This is a genomic window from Amorphus coralli DSM 19760 (assembly GCF_000374525.1).
Taxonomy (GTDB): domain Bacteria; phylum Pseudomonadota; class Alphaproteobacteria; order Rhizobiales; family Amorphaceae; genus Amorphus; species Amorphus coralli.
In genome coordinates, this window is sequence record NZ_KB894571.1 from 675,840 (window position 1) to 694,744 (window position 18,905).

Annotated in this window: 20 protein-coding genes and 1 tRNA gene; 15 read left to right on the top strand and 6 right to left on the bottom strand. The window is 65.8% G+C overall.

The window, feature by feature from the left end; genetic code table 11:
• Window position 1: 1 nt before the first annotated feature.
• The 9 genes from C507_RS0107285 to rpe all read left to right on the top strand — a co-directional run bounded on the left by C507_RS0107285 (window position 2) and on the right by rpe (window position 9,642).
• On the top strand, window positions 2-1,009 hold the full coding sequence (locus C507_RS0107285; RefSeq protein WP_018699017.1) for a quinone oxidoreductase family protein: 1,008 nt from the start codon (window positions 2-4) through the stop codon (window positions 1,007-1,009).
• A complete protein-coding gene (locus tag C507_RS0107290) occupies window positions 1,006-2,496 on the top strand; it encodes a class I adenylate-forming enzyme family protein (RefSeq protein WP_018699018.1) in 1,491 nt (496 codons plus the stop codon). Before C507_RS0107285 ends, C507_RS0107290 begins: the two co-directional genes overlap by 4 nt.
• 36 nt (window positions 2,497-2,532) lie before the next feature.
• Window positions 2,533-2,955 (top strand): PaaI family thioesterase, encoded by a 423-nt coding sequence (locus tag C507_RS0107295; RefSeq protein WP_018699019.1) that lies wholly within the window; start codon window positions 2,533-2,535, stop codon window positions 2,953-2,955.
• A gap of 225 nt (window positions 2,956-3,180) precedes the next feature.
• Window positions 3,181-4,176, top strand: coding sequence for a TAXI family TRAP transporter solute-binding subunit (locus tag C507_RS0107300; protein ID WP_169508954.1), 996 nt, complete (start codon window positions 3,181-3,183; stop codon window positions 4,174-4,176).
• 225 nt (window positions 4,177-4,401) lie between these two features.
• The gene (locus C507_RS0107305; RefSeq protein ID WP_018699021.1) at window positions 4,402-6,330 is read left to right on the top strand and encodes a TRAP transporter permease; all 1,929 of its coding nucleotides are present in this window, start codon (window positions 4,402-4,404) and stop codon (window positions 6,328-6,330) included.
• Window positions 6,331-6,414: 84 nt separating this feature from the next.
• Window positions 6,415-7,650, top strand: a complete 1,236-nt coding sequence (locus tag C507_RS20685) for a benzoate/H(+) symporter BenE family transporter (RefSeq protein ID WP_018699022.1) — start codon at window positions 6,415-6,417, stop codon at window positions 7,648-7,650.
• A gap of 180 nt (window positions 7,651-7,830) precedes the next feature.
• On the top strand, window positions 7,831-8,070 hold the full coding sequence (locus C507_RS20690; protein WP_018699023.1) for a DUF6356 family protein: 240 nt from the start codon (window positions 7,831-7,833) through the stop codon (window positions 8,068-8,070).
• Between the two features lie 132 nt (window positions 8,071-8,202).
• Window positions 8,203-8,832, top strand: a complete 630-nt coding sequence (locus C507_RS20695) for a TetR/AcrR family transcriptional regulator (protein ID WP_018699024.1) — start codon at window positions 8,203-8,205, stop codon at window positions 8,830-8,832.
• A 123-nt stretch (window positions 8,833-8,955) separates the two neighbouring features.
• The gene (gene rpe, locus C507_RS0107325) at window positions 8,956-9,642 is read left to right on the top strand and encodes a ribulose-phosphate 3-epimerase (protein WP_018699025.1); all 687 of its coding nucleotides are present in this window, start codon (window positions 8,956-8,958) and stop codon (window positions 9,640-9,642) included.
• 75 nt (window positions 9,643-9,717) lie between these two features.
• On the opposite strand, the gene C507_RS0107330 is transcribed toward rpe, so the two are convergent.
• Window positions 9,718-10,641: a methyltransferase domain-containing protein gene (locus C507_RS0107330; RefSeq protein ID WP_018699026.1), complete on the bottom strand. Its 924-nt coding sequence runs from the start codon at window positions 10,639-10,641 to the stop codon at window positions 9,718-9,720.
• Between the two features lie 74 nt (window positions 10,642-10,715).
• On the opposite strand from C507_RS0107330, the gene C507_RS0107335 reads away from it, so the two are divergent.
• The 4 genes from C507_RS0107335 to C507_RS0107350 are packed head-to-tail and all read left to right on the top strand — an operon-like array spanning window position 10,716 to window position 13,168.
• Complete coding sequence (locus tag C507_RS0107335; RefSeq protein WP_018699027.1) at window positions 10,716-11,534, top strand: ComF family protein; 819 nt, start codon at window positions 10,716-10,718, stop codon at window positions 11,532-11,534.
• A gap of 31 nt (window positions 11,535-11,565) precedes the next feature.
• Window positions 11,566-11,829, top strand: a complete 264-nt coding sequence (grxC, locus tag C507_RS0107340) for a glutaredoxin 3 (RefSeq protein ID WP_018699028.1) — start codon at window positions 11,566-11,568, stop codon at window positions 11,827-11,829.
• Window positions 11,829-12,701 (top strand): carbon-nitrogen hydrolase family protein, encoded by an 873-nt coding sequence (locus C507_RS0107345; protein ID WP_018699029.1) that lies wholly within the window; start codon window positions 11,829-11,831, stop codon window positions 12,699-12,701. Before grxC ends, C507_RS0107345 begins: the two co-directional genes overlap by 1 nt.
• Entirely contained in the window at window positions 12,698-13,168 is a 471-nt protein-coding gene (locus tag C507_RS0107350; protein WP_018699030.1) for a DUF1178 family protein, read from the top strand. The genes C507_RS0107345 and C507_RS0107350 overlap by 4 nt, the downstream gene beginning before the upstream one ends.
• A gap of 52 nt (window positions 13,169-13,220) precedes the next feature.
• Here C507_RS0107350 and C507_RS0107355 read toward each other — a convergent pair whose 3' ends face one another.
• Together C507_RS0107355 and C507_RS0107360 are read right to left on the bottom strand one after the other, a co-directional pair.
• Window positions 13,221-14,015, bottom strand: a complete 795-nt coding sequence (locus C507_RS0107355) for an inositol monophosphatase family protein (protein ID WP_210162101.1) — start codon at window positions 14,013-14,015, stop codon at window positions 13,221-13,223.
• A 331-nt stretch (window positions 14,016-14,346) separates the two neighbouring features.
• Entirely contained in the window at window positions 14,347-15,468 is a 1,122-nt protein-coding gene (locus tag C507_RS0107360) for an N-formylglutamate amidohydrolase (protein ID WP_342662893.1), read from the bottom strand.
• A gap of 41 nt (window positions 15,469-15,509) precedes the next feature.
• Between C507_RS0107360 and cpdR the strand changes: the two genes are divergently transcribed.
• Entirely contained in the window at window positions 15,510-15,869 is a 360-nt protein-coding gene (gene cpdR, locus C507_RS0107365) for a cell cycle two-component system response regulator CpdR (RefSeq protein WP_018699033.1), read from the top strand.
• Between the two features lie 223 nt (window positions 15,870-16,092).
• A tRNA-Val gene (locus C507_RS0107370) sits at window positions 16,093-16,167 on the top strand.
• Window positions 16,168-16,324: 157 nt separating this feature from the next.
• Here C507_RS0107370 and C507_RS0107375 read toward each other — a convergent pair.
• The 3 genes from C507_RS0107375 to C507_RS0107385 form a co-directional block, all read right to left on the bottom strand.
• Entirely contained in the window at window positions 16,325-16,756 is a 432-nt protein-coding gene (locus tag C507_RS0107375; RefSeq protein WP_018699034.1) for a hypothetical protein, read from the bottom strand.
• Window positions 16,757-16,947: 191 nt separating this feature from the next.
• A complete protein-coding gene (locus C507_RS0107380; protein WP_018699035.1) occupies window positions 16,948-17,679 on the bottom strand; it encodes a hypothetical protein in 732 nt (243 codons plus the stop codon).
• Complete coding sequence (locus C507_RS0107385) at window positions 17,669-18,595, bottom strand: CsgG/HfaB family protein (protein WP_210162102.1); 927 nt, start codon at window positions 18,593-18,595, stop codon at window positions 17,669-17,671. The genes C507_RS0107380 and C507_RS0107385 overlap by 11 nt, the downstream gene beginning before the upstream one ends.
• Window positions 18,596-18,905: the final 310 nt, after the last annotated feature.

Genomic DNA, 18,905 nt, shown 5'->3' on the forward strand with positions numbered 1-18,905 from the left:
CATGAAAGCTGTTGCAGTTCACGAGCACGGCGGGCCGGAATTTCTGGTCTACCACACCGACTACGAGGACCCGCAGCCGGGTCCGGGTGACGTGGTCCTGCGGGTCAAGGCCTGCTCCCTGAACTACCACGACATCTTCACCCGTCGCGGGATGCCGGGCATCAAGCTCGCCCTTCCGGTGATCCCGGGCCTCGACGTGGCCGGCGAAATCGCCGAGGTCGGCCCCGACGTGACCGACTGGAAGGTTGGCGACCGCGTTCTGGTCGACCCGCTCAACCGTGTCGAGGGTGGTCTGCAGGGCGAGACCTACAACGGCGGCCTCGCGGAATACTGCAAGACCCGCGCGCATCAGCTCGTCCGCATCCCGGACGGCGTGACCTTCGCCCAGGCGGCGTCGCTGCCGGTGGCATACGGCACCGCCCACCGGATGATGTTCACCAACGGCGGCGCCAAGGCCGGCGAGAAGGCCCTGATCCTCGGCGCCTCAGGCGGCGTCGGCACCGGCGCCCTGCTCCTGGCCAAGATGGTCGGCATGGAAGTGCTGGCCGCGGGTTCCTCGGAAGAGAAGCTGGCCCGCCTCAAGGAGCTCGGCGCCGACGAGGTCGTGGACTACTCCAAGGAAGAGTTCCACAAGAAGGTCTACGAGCTTTATGGCAAGCCCCATCGCCGCTCGTTCGACGGCGGCGTCGACGTGGTGGTGAACTTCACCGGCGGCGAGACCTGGGTTCCCTCCCTGCGCTCGCTGAAGCGCGGCGGCCGGCTGCTCACCTGCGGTGCTACGGCCGGCTTCGATCCGAAGACCGACCTGCGCTTCGTGTGGACCTTCGAGCTCAAGGTCTGCGGCTCCAACTCCTGGGCCCGCGAGGACCTGGAGGCCCTGCTCGGCTACATCGAGGAAGGCAAGATGGATCCGGTGATCGACCGCGAGCTGCCGCTGGACAAGTCGCAGGAAGCCCTCGGTCTCATCGAGGACCGCAAGGTGATCGGCAAGGTGATCGTCACCCCATGATGACGAGCGCGACCCACCCCAATCTCGGACGGCTGTTTTCCCACGTTCCGCCCGACCGCCTGGCGGCGATCGACATCGCTCCCGGCTCGGGTGGGCGCGCCATCACCTACGGCGAACTGGATGCCGCGTGCGACGCCGTCGCACGTGGCCTGGCCAACGCCGGCGTCGCCGCGGGAGACCGCGTTGGCGTCCTCTGCCTCAATCGAACGGAGTTCTTCGAGATCCTGTTCGGCGCGCTGCGCCTCGGCGCCGTGCCGGTTCCGGTCAACATCAAGCTGCCGCGCGATCGCCTCGCCTCCGTGCTGGACGATGCCGGCGTGCGGGTGGTGTTCACCGAAGCCGCCTTCCGCGAAGCCGCCGACGGGCCCGGCCGGGTTCTCGTCGACATCGACACCGATCTCGCCACCTTCAAGGACGAGGGTCCGTTCGAAGCCATCGTGCCGAAACCGGACCAGGTGTCGATGCAGCTCTACACGTCCGGGACGACGGGCGCGCCGAAGGGCGTGTTGCTGACCCATTCCGGCCAGTTGTGGGCGGCGAAGACACTCACGGAACACCGGCGCCTGCAGGCCGAAGACCGCGCGCTCCTCTCCGCGCCCTTCTTCCACAAGAACGCGATTGTCGCGATCAAGACCGGCCTGTTCATCGGATCCACCCTGCTGGTGCTGCCGAAGTTCGATATCTCCGCCACCGTCGCCGCAGTTCGCGACCATGGCGCCACCATGCTGACCGGCGTGCCCACCATGATGGCGATGCTGCTGCAGCGCCGTGAGCTCCTGGACGGCGTCGACACGTCCGGCGTCCGGGTGATCTCCATGGGCTCAGCGCCCGCCTCCGACTCGCTGCTCGCCGACATCGGCAAGGCGTTCCCGGCGGCCGAGGTCCACATGAACTACGGCACCACCGAGGGTGGGCCCATCATGATGGGCTGGTACGGCCCGGACGGGCAGACTCAGCCGGCCACCAGCGTCGGCTGGCCCATTGCCGGCTGCGCCTTCAAGCTGGTGGATGGACCGAACCCGCGCGAGGGCGAACTCTGGGTGAAGAATCCAGGCGTCGCGCTCGGCTATTATGGTATGGCTGAGAAGACGGCCGAGCGCTTCATCGACGGCTGGTATCGCACCGGCGACGTCCTGCGTCACGGCGAGGACGGCTGGTTCTACTTCGTCGGACGGACGGACGACATGTTCGTGGTCGGCGGCGAAAACGTCTATCCGCAGGAAGTGGAGACACTGCTGGAGCGCCATCCCTCGGTCGCCCAGGCGACGGTCCTTCCCTTCTCCCACGAGATGAAGGGCATGGTGCCCTACGCCTTCGTCGTTGCGGCCCCCGGCGCAACGCCCTCGGAAGACGAGCTGAAGACCTACACCATCGACAACGGCCCGGCCTACGCCCATCCCCGGCGGGTCTTCGTCGTCCCCGAAATCCCGCTCACGGGAACCAACAAGGTGGACAAGGAGCGGCTGAAGGCTCTGGCCTCCGGCTGATCCCGACCAACCTGAAACACAGTCAAGGAGAATTACGTGGCTGACGAACGGCTCACCAAAGAGCAGCTCCAGACCCTCATCACGCGCGCGCCTTTCCACCAGTGGCTCGGCCTCGAGGTTCAGGACGTCGCCGACGACCACATCGTCGTAACGTCGCGCTGGCGCGAGGAATTCGTGGTCAACCCCGAGGGCCGCTACACCCATGGTGGCATCCTGGCCACGCTGATCGACGTGGTGGCGGACTATGCGCTGGCCGCCGCGCTCGGCAAGCCGGTTCCGACCATCGACCTGCGCGTCGACTATCACCGTGCCGCCATGCCGGGCGACCTGACGGTGACCGGCAAGATCATCCGTGCCGGCGGCCAGTTCGCCACCGTCGAGGCGACCGTCGCGGACGAGAATGGCAAGCTGCTCGCCTCCGGGCGAGGAACGTATTTCTCGGCCATCGCCAAGAAATGAAACGATAGGCCGGCCTGAATGGCACCGGAGGAGCGCGCGTCCCTTGCGCCGCGCGTGGTGCCGACTAGGCTTGCCAGGACTTGCCGCCCCCGGAGACCCCGGGGGTGGCATCGACGGAGCTACGGAACGGCGGTGCATCGGGCAGGGATCCGAAGCCGTCGGGTCGCTTCATCGACTAGCGTGACGGACGCTTTCTCCGTCAGAACCAGAGGGGAAGACATGACCATGTCGATCATCCGAAACGGAGTTGCCGCAGCGGCACTTGCTACCGCCGTTGTCGCCGCCACCCCGAGCCAGGCTCAGGACGCGGTCGATCTGAACATTGCGTCTTTCAGCCAGTCGTCGAGCTGGTATGCCTACGCCGTCGGCCTGGGCGAGATGCTCCGCAAGGTGCTGCCGGAAGGCTCCGTCATCGACACGCCGCCGGAGGGCGGTGGAACGGCCAATGCGCTGCTCGTCAGCCAGGGCAAGTTCAACATGGCCTTCGGCATGGCGTCGGTGACCAAGTGGGCTGAAGCCGGCGAAGTCGTCTACAAGGAGCCGATCACCAACCTGCGCTCGCTGGTGGGCGGTCTCGACCAGTATTATCTCCCGGTCACCGTTACCGGCTCGGACCAGCCGGACACCCTCGACGCCTACCTGAAGGACAACCCGAAGGTCCGCGTCGTGCTGCGCCAGAAAGGCAGCTCGGGCGGTGAAGGCGGCATCCAGCTCCTGACCGCGTCCGGCTATTCGCCGGAGAAGATCGAGGCGGACGGCGGCTCGATCGATCGCGTGCGCTCCTTCGGCATCGTCAAGGACGCCCTGGTCAGCGGCCAGGCCGATCTCTGGATCCATACCGTGACGCGCGGCCATCCGGCCATGACCGAGGTGACGACCACCACCGACATGTCGTTCCCGCAGCCCTCCGAGGCCGCCCTCTCCGAGCTGGAAACCAAGTACGGCTGGACGCCCGTGACGATGCCGAAAGGCACCTTCGAGGGTCAGGACAATGACGTGAAGGTTCCGGGCACGACCACCATTCTGTTCGTGCGCGAGGATTTCTCCGACGACCTCGCCTACACCATCACCAAGACGATCTGCGAGAACACGGCCGATTTCCAGTCGGTGCACAAGGCACTGAGCGACTTCTCCTGTGAGGAGGCCTGGAAGCCGGCGAACAACGTGATCCCGCTGCATCCGGGCGCCGAGCGCTACTTCAAGGAAGCTGGCTTCATGTAATCGCCGCGCGCGGCTCCCGGTGCTCGCCGGGGGCCGCGTTTCACTTCGGGAGGACCGCACGGCCGCGCGCCTTGCGGACAGTGACTGTCAAGAAGGTCGAGGCTCCGAACTCGATCCGGCATCATGTTGATCCGGCGCCAGCCGCCCCGGATCCGACCGAACCATCCCGGCCCGGACCGGCCCTCGTCAGAGGTCCGGATGATGGACCCTCGCGGAGATTAACACGTGACGACTGGCTCCTCCCCCGAAGCGACTGCCGACGAGGCTCCCGCCCGCTTCGCGTTCGAACGTTGGCGCGACCTTCTCTCCCCCGCCGCCGTCGTCGCCGTGGCCTGGGCACTGTTTCAAGGCATCATCGCTTTCACGCCGTACATGGACACCCTCGTCAAGCGCGGGGCCCATCTGTCGTTCGCGCTGGCGCTCGCGCTGCTTCTCACGTCGCGGAACGGCCCGACCTGGTGGAAGCGCGGCAATGAGGCGCTCGCCCTCCTGGCGCTGACGCCGCCCCTCGTCATGTGGTGGAACCTGGAGCGCACCCTCGACCGCTTTCCCGGCATCGATCCGCTCGCGGCCGCCGACTATTTCTCCTGCTTCGTCTTCCTCGTCCTGCTGTTCGAGTGCGCGCGCCGGCTTCTGGGCCTGGGCATGACGCTGCTCGGCGCCTTCTTCGTGGTCTACTATTTCACCGGTGACTGGTGGCCCGGGCTACTCGCGCATCGCTCCACCGACCTGTTCGGCTTCGTCGAGGTCCAGATCCTCTCCGCCGATGGCCTCCTCGGCATCCCGATCGGGGTCTCGGTGGACGTGGTCTACTACTTCATCCTGTTCGCCGCCGTATTCGAGATCTTCGGTGGCGGCCGGCTCATCATCGATCTGGCGCTCGCGATTGCCGGCCGCACCCGTGGCGGGCCGGCCAAGACCGCCGTCATCGCCTCCGGCATGATGGGATCGGTGTCGGGCAGCGCCGTCGCCAACGTGATGAGCACCGGCATTTTCACCATTCCGCTGATGATGCGCGTGAAATATTCGGCGCGCTTCGCTGGCGCGGTCGAAGCCGTTGCCTCCACCGGCGGACAGATCATGCCCCCGGTGATGGGCGCTGCGGCCTTCATCATGGCCGACTTCCTGCGCGTGCCTTATTCCGACATCGTTCTGGCTGCCATCCTGCCGGCCTTCTTCTACTTCTTCGCCGTGCTTCTCTGCGTTGATCTGGAGGCGCGCCGCAAGCAACTGCCGCTGATCGAGAAGGGCGACGTTCCGACCATCGGCGAGACCGTGCGTAAGCGCGGCATCATGATCATCCCGCTCGGCTGGCTGGGCTACCGCATCGTGTCCGGCCAGAACGTGACGTACGCCTCCATCGAGGCCATCGCCCTCACCGTGTTGATCGGATCGCTCAACCCGGCCACACGCAAGGGCCCGCTGGAGATCATCCAGGCCCTCGCGCGGTGTTCCGAACGGGCTCTTTCGGTTGCCCTGCCGTGCGCACTGGCCGGCGTCATCATCTCCGTGATCGCCTTCACCGGTCTGGGCACCAAGTTCACCTCGCTGGTGGTGGAACTCTCCGGCGGCTACCTCGCGCTGATCCTGATCTTCGCCATGGTGGCGACCATCATCCTCGGCGCCGGCATGCCGACGAGCTCCGCCTACATCATGGGAGCGATTCTCATCGCGCCGGCGCTGATCCGTCTGGGGCTCGCCCCCATGACCGCGCACTTCTTCGCCTTCTACTTCGCCATTTTGTCGATGCTCACGCCGCCGGTTGCCCTTTCGTCCTACGCGGCGGCAACCATTTCCGGCGCCTCTGCCTCCCAGACCGGCTGGACGGCCGTGAAGCTGGCGCTGCCCGGCTTCCTGATCCCCTACAGCTTCGTGCTGCACCCTGGGCTCTTGCTCATCGACAGTCCGATAGACACCCTGATCGGGATCATCTCGCTGCTGTTCGGCTTCATCGCCTTCGCCCCGGCCATCGTCGGCTGGCTGTTCCGCGACCTGCGTCCACTGGAACGCGCGGTGGCGTTCGCGCTGGGTGTGATGTCCATCGCGCCCAACCCAACCATTTCTCTGGTCTCGCTGGGGCTGATCTCTTTGTTCATCGCCTGGCTGTGGTACGGACGAAAGCAGACACCCGACATCGCGGCATCCCGATCCTGACACTGAACCACCGACGATGCCCGATCGACGCGGCGGCGCTATAGTCCGCCGCGTCCTTCCGTGTCCGCACGAGTTTCCCTCCTCATGCGCCGTTTTCCCATCGAACCGATCGTGCATCCGCTTCCCCGACTGCGCGATCTGCGCGCGGGCCTGACCGCCGAAACGCTGTCGGTCGCCGCCATCGCCATGATTCTGTCGGCGACGGGCACCTTCGCCATCCTGCTCACCATCGGCCGCGAAGCCGGTCTTTCGGCTGCCCTGATCGGGTCGCTGGCAGCGGTGATCTACAGCCTGGGCGGCATCGCGACCATCATCCTCTCGCTCGTCTACCGCCAGCCCATCACAGTCCTTTGGACCATTGCCGGCGCGACGCTTCTGCCGGCCGCACTCACCCACATGAGTTTCGCGGAGGCCATGGGCGCCTGCCTTGTCACGGCAGCGGCCCTGGTCATCCTGGGCCTGTCCGGATCCATGCAGCGGCTGACCGCCCTGATCCCCCTGCCGGTGGCACTCGGCATGCTGCTTGGGGTGTTCCTGCCGTTCGGGACCAACATGGTGAAAAGCGTTGGAGCGGAGCCGGAAATCGCCGGCCCTATGGTGGTGGCCTTCCTCGCCGTCATGGCGTGGCCGTCGATTGCCCGGCGCTGCCCGCCAATCCTCGCCGCCCTCGTTGCCGGCCTCGCCGCGGTGGCGCTGTTCGCTCCGATCGACACGAGCGCACTGCCGGGCGCGCGCCTCGCGCATCCGATCCTGGTGGCACCCGCCTTCAGCGTCGAGGCAATCCTGTCGCTGGCGCCGGCGATGCTTCTCACCGTCATCGCGATCCACAATGCCCAGTCGTTCGGCATCCTGCGGGCCCGCGGCTTCGCTCCTCCCGTCAACGCAGCCACGACTTGGATCGGCGGCGTCAGCGCCGTGAACGCGCTGTTCGGTGGAATCCCGGCCGCCGTCGCCACCATTCACACCGCCCTGTTCTCTGCGGCGGGTCCCAAGGCGAACCGATTCGTCGCGGCGCTGCTGTTCGGCTGTTACGCGATCCTTCTCGGCATATTCGCCCCGACCGTTGCCGACCTCGCCCTGATCCTGCCCGGGGCCCTCACCGCCACGCTGGCCGGTCTCGCACTGCTCGGTGTACTTGAGGACGCGTTCAGCCGTGTCTTTGCCGGCGGTCACCGGTTCGCCGCTCTCATCACATTTCTGGTCTCCGCATCGGGGATCGCGCCGTTCGGCCTGTCTTCGGCCTTCTGGGCGCTCTGTGCGGGGCTTACGATCGTCTGGACGATGGACCGCCCGACTCCAGACGACGGATCCGTCGTCTGACACCGCAGTTCGCATTTCCAGCAACGACAGATCAGAAGCATCAGCTCCCAGCCAATTCCATAAACGGAGAACCAGCGTCCAATCGTGACCGAAGATCGTGGAAACTTTGCAAACTGCGCCTAGCCGCCTCGCCTTACATTGAGCGTCTCGAATGAAGTGACGCGACGAACGGAGGCATCCATGCGCAGCTTGTTCACCGAGCATCCCGATTCGGTCGGCGAGACCTACACCGAGCACATGGGCGTGGCCTTCTCGTTCGGCACGAAGATGCTTGGAGCCGGCGTCGCCTGTCTCCTCCACGGCATCTTCCCGTTCATGTTCACGACCACGGGCAGCCGCGCCGTGACCGAGCTGCACGACCGGATGGTGGCTCATCGTCGCCGGACACCCGTTACGACGCCCCAGCCCTCGGAAGTCTGATCGGGCAACGCTTCACCTCCGGCCGTTCGGAGATCCATCGACGGTGCTGCGGCGCCGGAGCCGTTTCGCGGCTCCGGTTGCATTCGTTCGGCCGATCCTGTTTCTTCCAGAAGGAAGGAACGGGGACGGTCTATGGCTCAGATCAAGAAGCAGGCAGTGGCCGAGGCCATCCTGGAGGCCGCGACCACCCTCTTCCGCGAGCGTGGCTACAGCCGCACGTCCATGGCCGAGATCGCCCGGACCGCCCACACTTCCACATCCAACATCTACGTCTATTTCTACTCCAAGCTCGATATCCTCTTCGCCATCTACGAACCGTGGCTCGAGGAGCGTCTCGTCGGGCTGGAGGAGGAGATCGAGGCGCTGCCGACGCACCGCGAACGCTTGGTGCGGGTGCTGGACATGTTCTGGCGCGAGCTGCCGACCGCGGACAACGGCTTTGCCAACAATGTCATGCAGGCGCTCTCCACGGCCATGCCGGACGAGCCTTACGACCGCACGCTTCTTGATCGGATGCTGGAACGACTGAGTCGCATGATCCGCAAGTCCCTGCCGCCGCATCGGCGCGCAACATGTGACGAAAGCGATCTCGCCTACATCGTCTTCATGGCCTTCGACGGCATCGCCATGCGCAACCAGTTGCGCAGCGGCGGGGCACGCGTCGACCGCAGCATCCAGATGATGGCCGACTTGTTGCTTGCCGACCCGGCAGCGTTTACCGAGCGGGACACGTCCCCGCCCTACCTCCTCCGCTCGTCCTGATCTCGATCTGACACTCCCCGGCAATGGCGTGCAGCGTGGAAGAGCAGACCTCCCGCATTGCGATGATGCGCCTGCGGTGCCATTTTGCCGGCCATTCCCAAGCTCCCAGCCCGAGACCCGTCCATGCCCGGCCCGATCCGCATTGCCCCGTCCATCCTGTCCTCCGACTTCTCCCGCCTCGGCGAGGAGGTTGCGGCGATCGACGCGGCAGGCGCCGACTACATCCATCTCGACGTGATGGACGGGCACTTCGTGCCCAACATCACGTTCGGCGCACCGGTCGTCTCCGCCATTCGCAAGGCGTCGCCCAAGGTCTTCGACTGCCACCTGATGATCGCGCCGTGTGATCCCTTCCTGGCTGACTTCGCCAAGGCTGGCTCCGATATCATCACTGTCCACGCCGAAGCCGGGCCCCACCTGGACCGGTCGTTGCAGGCGATCCGGGCGCTGGGCAAGAAGGCCGGCGTATCGCTCAACCCCTCGACGCCCGAAAGCGTCATCGAATATGTGCTGGATCGACTTGATCTCGTCCTGCTGATGACCGTCAACCCGGGGTTCGGCGGCCAGGCCTTCATCCCGTCCGTGACCGATAAGATCCGCCGGGTGGCGGAAATGATTGGCGACCGGGACATCGAGATCGAGGTGGACGGTGGTGTCACGCCTGAAACGGCGGGCCCTGTCGCCGAGGCGGGGGCGACCGTTCTGGTGGCCGGATCTGCGGTGTTCAAGAATGGACCCGACACCTATGCCAGCGCCATTGCCGACATCCGTGCGGCGGCCGAGGCCGGTGCTGCCCGCCGCAACGCCTGAGCAGCCAGCGCCGGCCGCGGAGCCGACTGCCCCGAAGCCGTTCGGGAAAGAGCCCCGGCTCGCTCAGGCAAGTCGCTACGTCTTCGACGGATCCCGCCCCGGCGCCTTCTCGCCGGCCGGCTGTTCGGTCGCGCCCAGCGCGTCCGCCAGCCGCGTCTTTGCCGACCCGGGCTTGAGCGGTTTCTGCTGGCTCTCGTGCGGCCGCCAGCCCGACAGCGCAATCAGATCGAACGTGGCGCGTAGCCGGCCGTCCGGGTCGGCGTGGAGGTCCCGGTAAATCTCCTCGGCACGGGCAAGAACGGACCGGGGCAATGGCCGCCGGTCGCGGCCGGCCAGGACGTTGGTTGCACCCATCGCCCTGAGGTCAGCCACCAGATCGCCCAGCACGGAATAGCGCACCGTATAGCGATCCACGTCGGCAACCGGTATTGCCATCCCCGCCCTCTGGAGGAGCGCCGCGGTGTCCTGCAGATCAAGGCTCGGATGGCAGCGCGGACTGGCGCCCCCGATCAGTTCGGCTTCCGCCGCCGTCAGCGCGCCCTTCAGTTCGTGCAGCGTATCTCCTCCAGCCATCACCGCGAGGAACAGGCCATCAGGCCGGAGAACCCGGTTCACCTGCACGAAGAGGCCGGGCAGGTCGTTCACTGCCTGCGCTTGCAGAAGGGAGATGACGAGATCGGCTGAGCCATCGGCGAACGGCAGCGCTTCCTCGTCCACGACCAGATCCGGGCCGCCGGCCGAGGGGTCGGCAACGAGGCTGTCGGCCCGCACCACGGAGCCGACGGCGGGTGTGGTGCGCAAACTGGCCGCCAGGAGCCCGCCGTGCCCGCCCAGGTCGATCGCGACGTCAAACGTGCGCTTGATGGCGGAAAGCCGATCGAGGGTGTCCTCCACCGCGATCTTCATGAGGAAATCCGCGCCGCGTCGCCCGCCGGAAAGCGCGCGGTTCCGACGCCGGGCAAGAAGGGCGCGGTCGAACAGTCTGTCCGGGCGGCTCATCTGTGGTCCGTGTCCCTCTTCTCGTCCGATCAAATCGTTTCGCCGCCTCGCCGGGCAAGCGCTACACTGGGTTCATGTGGGATCGCGACGCAGATCTTGCCGCCCCCGGCCCGACCGGATGGGCAGCGCCAACGGTCGCAGCCCTCGCCGGTCTCGCCCGGCGCAGCGGCCGCGCGATGCTCGATCTCGTGCTGCCCCCAGCCTGTGCCTCCTGCCGCAGGCCGGTTGCCAACCAGAGCGGCCTGTGCAGCGACTGCTGGCATGCGCTGGCGCTGATCGAACGACCTTACTGCGAGCGCCTCGGCGTCCCGTTCGCCTATGATCTCGGTCCCGGAGCACTGTCCGCCGAAGCCATCGCGCACCCCCCGCCCTTCGACCGGGCCCGTGCCGTCGCTCGTTATGACGACATCGCGGGTCGGCTGGTCCGCGCTCTCAAATACCGCGACCGACAGGAAATCGCCATCGTGATGGGTCGCATGATGGCCCGCGCAGGGCGGGAGCTGACCGGTTCCGCCGACCTGATCGTGCCGGTCCCCCTTCACCGCACCCGGCTGCTGCTGCGCGGGTTCAACCAGTCCGCCGCCCTGGCGCGCGTCATCGCGCACGAGTGCGGCCGGCCCTTGTCGTTCGACGCCCTGCTGCGCACCCGCGCCACCCGTCACCAGGTGGGGCTGGGCGCGACGGAGCGCGAAACGAATGTTCGCGGGGCCTTCCGCGTGCGCCCGGAAGCCCGGCTCGAGATCGAGGGGCGTTCGGTGCTGCTCGTCGACGACGTGTTCACCTCCGGCGCAACCGTCGCAGCCGCAACCCGTGCGCTCCGTCGCGGTGGCGCGGGCCGCGTGGATGTGCTTGTTTTCGCCCGGGTTGTCGGCAAATTGGGCGAGCCCATATAACGAGCGTCCACCTATTGAGACAGTGAGACCCATGGCGAGCGTCACGATCTACACGCGTCAGTTCTGCGGCTTCTGCGTTGCCGCCAAGCGGCTTCTGGAGCAGAAGGGCGCCGCCTTCGAGGAAGTCGACATCTCCTCTGAGCCGGGTCGCCGCCAGGAGATGGTGCAGCGCGCCAATGGCGGCAACACCTTCCCCCAGATCTTCGTCGGCGAGACTCATGTCGGCGGCTGCGACGAACTCTATGCGCTGGAGCGCTCCGGCAAGCTCGACGGCCTCCTGGCCGGGGCTGCCTGATGGCCGGACCCGATCTCGAAGACCGCGCGGGCGTGCGCGTTGCCGCCATCCAGATGCGCGGCACGCGCGATATCGCCCGCAACATCGAGGAGGCCGACCGGCTGGTATGCGAGGCTGCCCGCCAGGGCGCGGCCTACGTCCAGACGCCGGAGATCTCCAATCTCGTGGAGCGCGATGGTGCGCGAATGCGCGCAGAAATGCGCAGTGAAGCCGACGACCCGATGCTTGCGCACATGCGCGCGCTGGCGAGCGAACTCGGCATTCATCTCCACCTCGGATCGCTGGCGCTGTCCGAGGGCGACACCGCCGTGAACCGCGGCTTCGTGATCGGACCGGACGGCACGATCCTGGCGCGCTACGACAAGATCCACATGTTCGACGTCGACCTGCCGGATGGCGAATCCTGGCGGGAGTCGCGGACCTACCGGCCGGGTGAGCGCGCCGTTCTGGTCGATCTGCCCTTCGCCGCGCTCGGCCTTTCGATCTGCTACGACGTGCGCTTTCCCGCCCTCTATCGGTCGCTTGCGGTGGCCGGTGCGGAGATCCTCACCGTGCCCGCCTGCTTCACCAAACAGACCGGCGAGGCCCACTGGCACGTCCTCACCCGTTCGCGGGCCATCGAGACCGGCTCCTTCCTCGTCGCCTCCACGCAGGGCGGCCACCACGAGGACGGCCGCGACAGCTTTGGCCACGCCATCATCATCGACCCGTGGGGCCGGGTGATCGCCGAGGGCGGCGAGGATCCCTGCGTGGTGGTCGCCGATCTCGACCTGTCGAAGGTGGCGGCGGCACGCCGGCGCATCCCCGCGCTCACCAATGCACGGGCCTTCGCCACGCCGGAACCGGTTCGACCGCTGGAGCCGCACGCGTGATCCGATACCGGCTCGCCTGCGACCAGCGGCACGCCTTCGAGGCCTGGTTCCGCTCCTCCGAGGATTGCGACACCCAGCTGACCGACGGCACCCTGGCCTGCCCGATGTGCGGCTCCCAGGAAATCGACCGAGCCCTGATGGCGCCTGCCGTGGCCAAGGGTGGCGATGCGTCCGTGGCCACGGAACAGACGCTGCCTGCCGAGAGCGAGGCGCCGCAAAAGGCGGTTATGGCGCCCGACCCGAAGGTCGCGGAGATGATCGCCGCCCTGAAGGAGCTGCGCGACCGCGTCGCCGCCAGCGCCGACGATGTCGGTGAGCGCTTCCCGGAGGAAGCCCGCAAGATCCACTACGGCGAGAGCGAGCCGCGCGGGATTTACGGCAAGGCCACGGCGGAGGATGCCGCGGCGCTGGTGGAAGAGGGCGTCGAGGTGCTTCCCCTGCCCGCATTCCCCGAGGACCGGAACTGACCGACCGCGCGCCGGTCGTTCGGCTTCAAATTTTGCTGCAGCGCAGCAAGATCTACACCCCGGACAGGATGGCCTGGACCGTTTCGTAGAGTGCCGGATCGCCGACGGCGAGCGCCGTATGGTCGGAAGCTGCCGGACCGCCGCTCCAGGATGTCAGCTTTCCTCCAGCGGCGTCCAGGATCGCCACGAAGGGGGCAACGTCGTAGATCTGCACGGCGGCTTCCAGAACGATGTCGCCATGACCAGCCGCAACCATGGCGTAGCCGTAGCAGTCGGTGCCGAAACGCACGGTCTTTACCCGGTCAGCCAGCGCCTCGAACGCGTCTTTCTGCGCGCCCGTGAACATCGACGGCGCCGTGGCGAACAGCGTGGCATCGGCAAGATCGCGACAGACCCGCGTTTCCAGGACGCCGCCCTCATCGCCGCGCGACCAGCGCGAGACCGTCCCGTCGGACCAGAACCGCTCCCCGATATAAGGCTGCACCATCATGCCGGCGCGTGGCACGCCACCCTCCATGCAGGCGATCAGCGTGCCCCAGGTGGGCAGACCGGCGACGAACGCGCGGGTCCCATCCACCGGATCTAGAACCCAGACGCGGTCGGCCTCCGCCCGCTCGATCCCGTACTCCTCACCGATGATGCCGTCGTCCGGAAAGACTTCCTCGATGAGGCTCCGCATGACCGCCTCTGCACCGCGATCGGCCACGGTCACGGGATCGAACCCGTCCTCCAGCTTCGATTCCACCGCTTCCAGCTTGCGAAAGTGCGGCAGGATGGCCTCAGAAGCCGCATCTCCCAGCCTGTGCATGAGCGATACAGCCTGCTGCATGTCGCGCATATCAGCCATGCGCTGCCTCGCGTGCGCCCTGAAACAGGCGCTTCGCTTTTTCCCGGTTCACTGGAATACCCTTCTAAATCATACTGATAGACAAAGCCCGTTTTCCAAACCCGCCTGCGAGCTGGTGTTGAAAAAGAGCCGCGCGCCAAGCTGCCTAAGAATTTTGCACGGCGCGCACTTGACTTTTTGCGGTGCAATGGCGAATTATTGCAGTGCGATATGACGCTGTCGTATCGCAGCCCTCCTTGGGCGTTTCCTCCCTAGACTTGGGCCGCTTCAGCTGAAGCGGCCCTTTTTTCTTGTCAGGCCTCCCGTGCCGACAGGCCCCCGGACCAGCCGCCTATTCCGCCGCGTCGGCCAACGGTTCGTCGATGAAATCGATCCGCATCAGCCGGTCGCAGAAGGTCGTCAGATCCCCTGCCAGACCGGCGAAGCCGGCACCACGCCGGTAGCGCTGCTCATCCATGTAGAGACCACGGTTGGCTTCTATCTGAAGCGCGTGAATGCCGTTGTGCGGGCGGCCGTAGTGCTCGGTGATGTAGCCACCGGCATATGGCCTGTTGCGCACCACCCGGTAGCCGAGATCGCGCAGAATCTCCACCGCGGCATCGGTCAAAGCCTCCGAACAGCTCGTTCCGAACCGGTCGCCGATCACGAAATCGGGGCGCACCCGGGTTTCCAGCCCGCGTGCCGTGGACGGCATGGAGTGACAGTCGATCAGCACCGCATATCGGAAGCGATCGAGCGTCGCGGCGAGGCGCCCCCGCAACGCCGCGTGGTACGGCTTGTAGAGCGCCTCGATACGACCGAGGCCTTCTTCCACCGTCAGTCGGTCGCGATAGATCTCTTCCGAATCGGCAACGACGCGGGCGATCGTCCCCAAGCCGCCCGCCACCCGGATGGAGCGGGCGTTGATGAAGGCTGGCAGCTGGCCGACGAACATCGTCGGATCGAGCTCGTACGGTTCGCGGTTCACATCCAGGAAGGCGCGCGGGAAATGCGCGCGCATGAGAGGCGCCCCCAGTTCGACCACGCCGGCGAAGAGATCGTCGACGAACGTGTCTTCGGAGCGGCGAATGGCCGAGGCGTCGAGACGCGCGCTTCTGAGGAAGGCCCTTGGATAGGCCGCGCCGCTGTGCGGCGAGTTGAACAGGAACGGCCAGCGCTGCACGGAGGGCTCGAGAATCTCGAACGCCGGAAATGTCTCGAAGCCGTCGACTGTTCGCATTCGTCCTGCCTTGGCCGGAAAGCCGGTTTGCCGGGCATCGCGCGCCACCGCGCGCCGTCCGCTGACCGGGATGTCATCGTTGCCCGGACCACCGTCGACGGCCAATGTGACGCCGGAACGGCAGGTCTGTCCATCGCCCACGGCCGACCGTCGCCTCAACTTTCCGGAAACCTTGTTTTTTGACGCCGCTTTTACGCGCAAGGGGGCATGAGAAGGACGTACGCAGCGCGCCAAGACGTTGCGACGCTTCGGACAAGACACGGGGGCACGCAGCCTTGCGCATCCTTCTGGCAGAAGACGATCACGACATGCGGGCGTTCCTGGCGAAGGCGCTGGAGCGGGCCGGATACAATGTCACGGCATTCGACAACGGGCTCTCCGCCTACGAGCGCCTGCGCGAAGAGCCCTTCTCTCTGCTCCTCACGGACATCGTCATGCCGGAAATGGACGGCATCGAACTGGCACGCCGGGCCACCCGCCTCGATCCCGACCTGAAGGTGATGTTCATCACCGGCTTTGCCGCCGTCGCCCTCAACGAGGAATCGCACACGCCGCGCCCGGCCAAGGTCCTGTCGAAGCCGTTTCACCTGCGCGAACTGGTGCGCGAAGTCGGCCGCATGCTCGAAGCGGCCTGACCGCGACGACGAAAGCTTCCACGAAACGCACGGTGGAAAGCGGCGAACGGAAGCGAAAAATCCCGTCATCATTCTTGCGACGCGGTTCGATCCCCGCTATACGCACGGATCTCGACGGATCGCGTGCCGACCGGCACCGCGGATCCTCGCCCCGACACGATCGGTTGCCACAGGGTTCTTACGGGAATCGGTGCTGCCACATCCCGGTGTCGCAGGCGCGTTCGGGCGGTTAGCTCAGCGGGAGAGCGCTACCTTGACACGGTAGAGGTCACTGGTTCAATCCCAGTACCGCCCACCATCACTCAGCGTTCAGACGTCCTACACACGCGCGGAATCGCGCTTAATGTAGTGCCGCACGCATCGATCGGGACGCGTACGCGATTATCAGGGTCGGCGACTTCCGTCACGAACGCGGCGGATCAGCGATCCTCTTCATGGGATCGGCTCTCTCCAGCTCAGTTTCCGACGATGGCCTCGTCGGTCGCGACCCCCGTCTCGGATCCGCCCATGACGTCGGATATCGATACGGCCTGGCCCTGATTGTCCTGATGGTTTTCCGTCATGATCAGGCCCTCTGCACCTTCCGCAAGCGTCATCTCGATCTGCTGCCAATTCCCCACAGCGGTGGAGTAGGAGTTCACGATCATCGGCATGCCGGCCCCCGCGCCGATCGCCGCCGCACCGGCGAGGCCTTCATCCGTCCTGTTGTCACGAGCATTCTGGAAGGCGAAAGAGGTATAGCGGTTGCGGTCCGGAAAATCCCAAGGATGCGGTCCGACGAGAACCTCCCGGTTGCCGGCCATCGCGGCCGGCGAAAGAGAACAGGCAGCGCCCAGGAGCGCGCCAATTGCGGCCAGTCGGGAAAAATTCGTCAGCGATCGAGTCATGATGCGACCTCTTCGAGAGTGTAAAGACGTTTCCGATGCAATCCGCGGCTGAGGGCCTGACGTCTGCTTGGTGTCTGCGAATTCGGACTGGCACCAAAATGGTGGCCGAGAGCTGCCGGGCGGCAGTCGCGGAGGGGGATGCGCGACTGCCGCCCGGCTCCGGTGATCGGGTCTCACCGGGATGCGTTGTCTCAGTTGATACCGTCCACCGAGACGCTGAAGTTGTTCCCGACGGCCATGGCGGAGGAGTCGACCACGGGCGTGTCGAGCGTCCCCATGTCCGCGAAACCACCGAAGCTCACTGCGTCGACCGTTGACGCGGACACCATGGTGGCAAGCGCCGTCTGGACATTGTTTCCGATCGCGAACGCGTCCTGATCCGACGTCGTCGTGAGGGCCATGGTCATGTTGTTCGCCACGCCGGTCGCAGAGCTATCGACCGAAGTGTTGAGCGCGCCGATGACGCTGGAGGTCGAATCGATCAGGCCAGGCACCGACAGATCGACGATATCGCCCACCAGCGGGGCGCCGAGCGAGACGTCAACGCCGCCGAACGTCTGCACGCTGTCGAAGTTGACCGAGACATCCGATTCCATGCTCGCGCTGTTGCCCATCGACGTGGCACTGGAGGAAACAGCGGCGAGATCGGTGATCGGCGACGCGCCTGTCAGGCCCGACAGGAGCGCACTGTCGATGGCCGTCACGGCACTCAACGACGACATGCTGCCGAGAGTCTGCTGCTCGTTCTCGACCTGCTCGAGACCGGTGGGCACCACATCGGTGACGGCGGTCGCCGACGTATCGACGGTCGTTGTCACGGTCGCGTCCCAGATCCAGTTCACGCTGTCGAAGGCATGCGCGGAACTGGCAAAGGCAAGACCAGCGCAGGCGAGCGAGAGGGTTGCATAGTGCTTAAGCGTCATCGTCATTCTCCAGGGTGTCGACCGCTTTGTTGGTTGATTGGCCGGGTTGGCACTGCGGGCTGTCTGCCGCAGGAAAACCAAGGCCTTCAGTGATGATCTGGTAGGTTGCCAGTTCCACCACCGATCGCACGCCGAGCTGCAGCGGTTCGTTTTTCACAGCGCCGGCGTCGAATTCGACAAGCTGGTCTCCGAAGAAGCGGTAGACGGACCCTTCGACCTCGTAGCCGACGATCTGCTTCTGGAGACTGGTGACATACAGAGTGCGGAAGGTCCGGACATCGACGAGCCGGAGGTCGAGGCCGACATTGATGACGGCCTTCCGGACCCCTCCGCCGACACCCCCGACAAAACCGCGGATGCCGCCGCTCACGATGTTGTAGTTGAGCTCGGTGAGCGCTCCGAGAACAACGAAGTTGGCCGGAAGGACATCAAGCGTCTTGACCGTTGCGGTGATCGCTTTGCTTTCGACCAGCTGCTGCTCGGCAAGCGCGACGCGCACATCCAGACGCTCGGTCAGGGATACCTGGCCGGTCTTGTAAAAGGCGCTGATAACCATTTCCGAGACGCCCTGCGTCAGCTCGGAACTGTCGTTGTACTTGCTGTAGGTACGCTGCCCGGTCTTGTCGGAAATCTGCCCGACGCTCACCACCGGCTGTCGGGACGTCTTGCGCTGAGCGAGCGCTTCCAAGCAGGCGCTATACGGCGTCAGATTCGTCTGAACCGGAGATCCGTACAGCGGCTTCACGTAGGTTTCCGCGGTGTAAGCGGTGCCACAGGCGCCCACCATGGAAACACCAAGGACCAGAAGCGCGGACCGCCATAGGCTTGAAGAAGCGCGGACGCTGTCCAGCGACCGGCATGCACGCCCCAAAACGGGCTTCAGTCCATTTGATCGTTGCCGGGCGTTGGCACCCATGACTTTTCCCCTCAGTCCATGCCCCCCGTGCCTTTCAGCCTCGGGAAGCAGTGCTGGATCGACGTAAGCGATGAGGGAACGTTACCCGCAGCACCGCACACCGGGCGGCGGCGATGGCACAGCCGGGGCGCCCGGTTGCGCGCATTCGAAACGGAAGGTGAGGGATCGCGATGCGGAACGGACAAATCCGCACAATTGGATCAGGAAGACGTGTTCAAACGGATAGCCCAGCAGGGGTGCTGCCCCGTGTTCGAGCAGACTTCGGCATCGCCAGCGCGACACAGTCGTCACCGGGGCCGCGCCCGAACTG

Coding starts and splice junctions, on each gene's coding strand:
- C507_RS0107300 (WP_169508954.1), top strand. CDS start 3,181: ATGTCGATCATCCGAAACGGAGTTGCCGCAGCGGCACTTGCTACCGCC.
- C507_RS0107335 (WP_018699027.1), top strand. CDS start 10,716: ATGTGGGATCGCGACGCAGATCTTGCCGCCCCCGGCCCGACCGGATGG.
- C507_RS20690 (WP_018699023.1), top strand. CDS start 7,831: ATGCGCAGCTTGTTCACCGAGCATCCCGATTCGGTCGGCGAGACCTAC.
- C507_RS20695 (WP_018699024.1), top strand. CDS start 8,203: ATGGCTCAGATCAAGAAGCAGGCAGTGGCCGAGGCCATCCTGGAGGCC.
- C507_RS0107380 (WP_018699035.1), bottom strand. CDS start 17,679: ATGACGCTTAAGCACTATGCAACCCTCTCGCTCGCCTGCGCTGGTCTT.
- C507_RS0107375 (WP_018699034.1), bottom strand. CDS start 16,756: ATGACTCGATCGCTGACGAATTTTTCCCGACTGGCCGCAATTGGCGCG.
- C507_RS0107385 (WP_210162102.1), bottom strand. CDS start 18,595: ATGGGTGCCAACGCCCGGCAACGATCAAATGGACTGAAGCCCGTTTTG.
- grxC (WP_018699028.1), top strand. CDS start 11,566: ATGGCGAGCGTCACGATCTACACGCGTCAGTTCTGCGGCTTCTGCGTT.
- C507_RS0107285 (WP_018699017.1), top strand. CDS start 2: ATGAAAGCTGTTGCAGTTCACGAGCACGGCGGGCCGGAATTTCTGGTC.
- C507_RS0107345 (WP_018699029.1), top strand. CDS start 11,829: ATGGCCGGACCCGATCTCGAAGACCGCGCGGGCGTGCGCGTTGCCGCC.
- C507_RS0107355 (WP_210162101.1), bottom strand. CDS start 14,015: ATGGCTGATATGCGCGACATGCAGCAGGCTGTATCGCTCATGCACAGG.
- C507_RS0107330 (WP_018699026.1), bottom strand. CDS start 10,641: ATGAGCCGCCCGGACAGACTGTTCGACCGCGCCCTTCTTGCCCGGCGT.
- C507_RS20685 (WP_018699022.1), top strand. CDS start 6,415: ATGCGCCGTTTTCCCATCGAACCGATCGTGCATCCGCTTCCCCGACTG.
- C507_RS0107290 (WP_018699018.1), top strand. CDS start 1,006: ATGATGACGAGCGCGACCCACCCCAATCTCGGACGGCTGTTTTCCCAC.
- rpe (WP_018699025.1), top strand. CDS start 8,956: ATGCCCGGCCCGATCCGCATTGCCCCGTCCATCCTGTCCTCCGACTTC.